General features: G+C 46.8%; 2 tRNA genes and 2 rRNA genes. All 4 read left to right on the top strand.

Features of this window, described 5'->3' with window-relative positions:
- Positions 1-61 precede the first annotated feature (61 nt).
- Positions 62-135, top strand: a tRNA-Ile gene (locus Q0845_RS27660).
- 87 nt (positions 136-222) lie between these two features.
- Positions 223-296, top strand: a tRNA-Ala gene (locus Q0845_RS27655).
- Between the two features lie 117 nt (positions 297-413).
- A 23S ribosomal RNA gene (locus Q0845_RS27650) occupies positions 414-3,235 on the top strand.
- A gap of 148 nt (positions 3,236-3,383) precedes the next feature.
- Positions 3,384-3,493 (top strand): 5S ribosomal RNA (gene rrf, locus Q0845_RS27645).
- The last annotated feature ends 19 nt before the right edge of the window (positions 3,494-3,512 follow it).

Genomic DNA, 3,512 nt, shown 5'->3' with positions numbered 1-3,512 from the left:
AACGATCGAGAGATTGTTTTTGCTTAGCTGTTAATTAAGAAATTGAACTAAATACAAGTAGAGTCTCATAGCTCAGCTGGTTAGAGCGCTACACTGATAATGTAGAGGTCGGCAGTTCGAGTCTGCCTGAGACTACTAAGTATTTTAGAAGGAAATTTTAGAAGTTGAGTTTGTTAGGAGTTTTACTCAAGACTCATAACTAATAACTCATGACTAACTTATGGGGGATTAGCTCAGCTGGCTAGAGCGCCTGCCTTGCACGCAGGAGGTCATCGGTTCGACTCCGATATTCTCCACGATCGACTGTTTATATAGTTGAAAAAGTTCATTGACATATTGAGATAAAAGAGAAACGAGAATTAAGAAATTAATCTTCGAGAGAAAAAATATTAAATAATAAAGAGCAAAAAGTACAATAAGCTAAGTAAGGGCGTATGGGGAATGCCTAGGCTCTCAGAGGCGAAGAAGGACGTGATAAGCTGCGAAAAGCTGTGGGGAGAGGCACATACTTGTTGATCCGCAGATATCCGAATGGGGCAACCCGGCATATTGAAGATATGTCACATCGTAAGATGAGCAAACCCGGAGAACTGAAACATCTAAGTACCCGGAGGAGAAGAAAACAAAAGTGATTCCGCTAGTAGTGGCGAGCGAACGCGGAATAGCCCAAACCAATGTTGTTACGGCAATATTGGGGTTGTAGGACCACGACATTTGATGTTTACTGAATTAGAATCCTTTGGAAAGAGGAACCAAAGAGGGTGATAGTCCCGTATAGGCAAGGTAAATTATTGATAGTGGTATCCTGAGTAGCGCGGGGCACGTGTAACCCTGTGTGAATCTGGCGGGACCATCCGCCAAGGCTAAATACTCCTGAGAGACCGATAGTGAACTAGTACCGTGAGGGAAAGGTGAAAAGAACCCTGAATAAGGGAGTGAAATAGACCCTGAAACCATACGCTTACAAGCGGTCGGAGCTGATTTATCAGTGACGGCGTGCCTTTTGCATAATGAGCCTACGAGTTACCGTTGCTAGCGAGGTTAAACACTTCAGGTGTGGAGCCGTAGCGAAAGCGAGTCTGAATAGGGCGCTATAGTTAGTAGTGGTAGACGCGAAACCGTGTGATCTACCCATGGGCAGGTTGAAGCTGTGGTAACACACAGTGGAGGACCGAACCGGTTGACGTTGAAAAGTCTTCGGATGACCTGTGGGTAGGGGTGAAAGGCCAATCAAACTCGGAAATAGCTCGTACTCCCCGAAATGCATTTAGGTGCAGCGTATTAATAGTTTTATAGAGGTAGAGCTACTGATTGGATGCGGGGGCTTCACCGCCTACCAATTCCTGACAAACTCCGAATGCTATAAAATGTTTTAATGCAGTGAGGGCATGGGTGCTAAGGTCCATGTCCGAGAGGGAAAGAACCCGGACCATCAGCTAAGGTCCCCAAATATATACTAAGTTGAATAAACGAGGTTTGACTGCCTAGACAGCTAGGATGTTGGCTTGGAAGCAGCCATTCATTTAAAGAGTGCGTAACAGCTCACTAGTCGAGCGGTCGAGCATGGATAATAATCGGGCATAAGTATATTACCGAAGCTATGGACTCCAATGGAGTGGTAGGGGAGCATTCTATCTGCGCAGAATGTGGTCTGCGAGGACTGCTGGAGCGGATAGAAAAGAAAATGTAGGCATAAGTAACGATAATGCGGGCGAGAAACCCGCACACCGAAAGACTAAGGTTTCCTCAGCTATGCTAATCAGCTGAGGGTTAGTCGGGACCTAACGCGAACCCGAAAGGGGTAGTGGATGGACAACAGGTTAATATTCCTGTACCTGCTCACACTAAAAGTGACGGAGGCGAAAAGTTAGTGCGCACTGACGGAATAGTGCGTTGAAGGGAGTGGTAACACCCCGATAGTACAGTAAGGCTACGGCCGCGCTGATAATCTAGCAAATCGACTTCCAAGAAAACCGAGTGAAGCAGCCCGTACCGTAAACCGACACAGGTAGTTGGGATGAGAATTCTAAGGTGCTCGAGAGATTCATGGCTAAGGAACTAGGCAAAATCGACCTGTAACTTCGGGAGAAAGGTCGCCCATCTTCGGATGGGCCGCAGTGAAAAGGTCCAGGCGACTGTTTATCAAAAACATAGGGCTTTGCTAAATCGAAAGATGATGTATAAGGCCTGACACCTGCCCGGTGCTGGAAGGTTAAGAGGAGGGTTTAGCTTCGGCGAAGATCTGAATTGAAGCCCCAGTAAACGGCGGCCGTAACTATAACGGTCCTAAGGTAGCGAAATTCCTTGTCGGGTAAGTTCCGACCTGCACGAATGGTGCAACGATCTGGACACTGTCTCAGCCATGAGCTCGGTGAAATTGTAGTATCGGTGAAGATGCCGATTACCCGCAGCGGGACGAAAAGACCCCGTGAACCTTTACTATAGCTTCGTATTGACTTTGGATAAGTAATGTGTAGGATAGGTGGGAGACTATGAAATGCAATCGCTAGGTTGTGTGGAGTCGTTGTTGAAATACCACCCTTTGCTTATCTGAAGCCTAACCTCTAACGAGGAACAGTGCGTGGTGGGTAGTTTGACTGGGGTGGTCGCCTCCAAAAGAGTAACGGAGGCTTCTAAAGGTACCCTCAGCACGCTTGGTAACCGTGCGTAGAGTGCAATGGCATAAGGGTGCTTGACTGAGAGACATACAGGTCGATCAGGTTGGAAACAAGAGCATAGTGATCCGGTGGTTCCGCATGGAAGGGCCATCGCTCAAAGGATAAAAGGTACTCCGGGGATAACAGGCTGATCTCCCCCAAGAGCTCACATCGACGGGGGGGTTTGGCACCTCGATGTCGGCTCGTCACATCCTGGGGCTGGAGAAGGTCCCAAGGGTTGGGCTGTTCGCCCATTAAAGTGGCACGCGAGCTGGGTTCAGAACGTCGTGAGACAGTTCGGTCTCTATCTGCTGTGGGCGTTAGAAATTTGCGTGGATCTGACTCTAGTACGAGAGGACCGAGTTGGACTAACCTCTGGTGTATCTGTTGTTCCGCCAGGAGCATTGCAGAGTAGCTACGTTGGGAAGGGATAAGCGCTGAAAGCATATAAGCGCGAAACCCACCACAAGATGAGATTTCTTTAAAGGGTCGTGGGAGATGACCACGTTGATAGGCTACAGGTGTAAAGGCAGTAATGTCATAGCCGAGTAGTACTAATTACCCGTAGGCTTATGTACGGCTTCTTATTATTTATTATTATAGACTCAAACTCAAATTTATCTCAATATGTTACCTTATAGGCAACCTCTGGTTGCAGTTAAGAGTTAAAAAGTGTAGAGTATAGAGTTAAAAAACTCAAAACTTAAAAACTCATAACTAAAAACTTAAGGTGGTTATAGCAATGGGGCTCACCTCTTACCATTCCGAACAGAGAAGTTAAGCCCATTAGCGCAGATGGTACTGCAGAAATGTGGGAGAGTATGTCGCCGCCTTTTTTTAAAACCCTTATCTTAA

Source organism: uncultured Kordia sp. (assembly GCF_947489565.1).
GTDB lineage: Bacteria > Bacteroidota > Bacteroidia > Flavobacteriales > Flavobacteriaceae > Kordia.
Note: the sequence above shows the minus strand (reverse complement) of the source record. Positions and strands in the feature narration are given on the sequence as shown.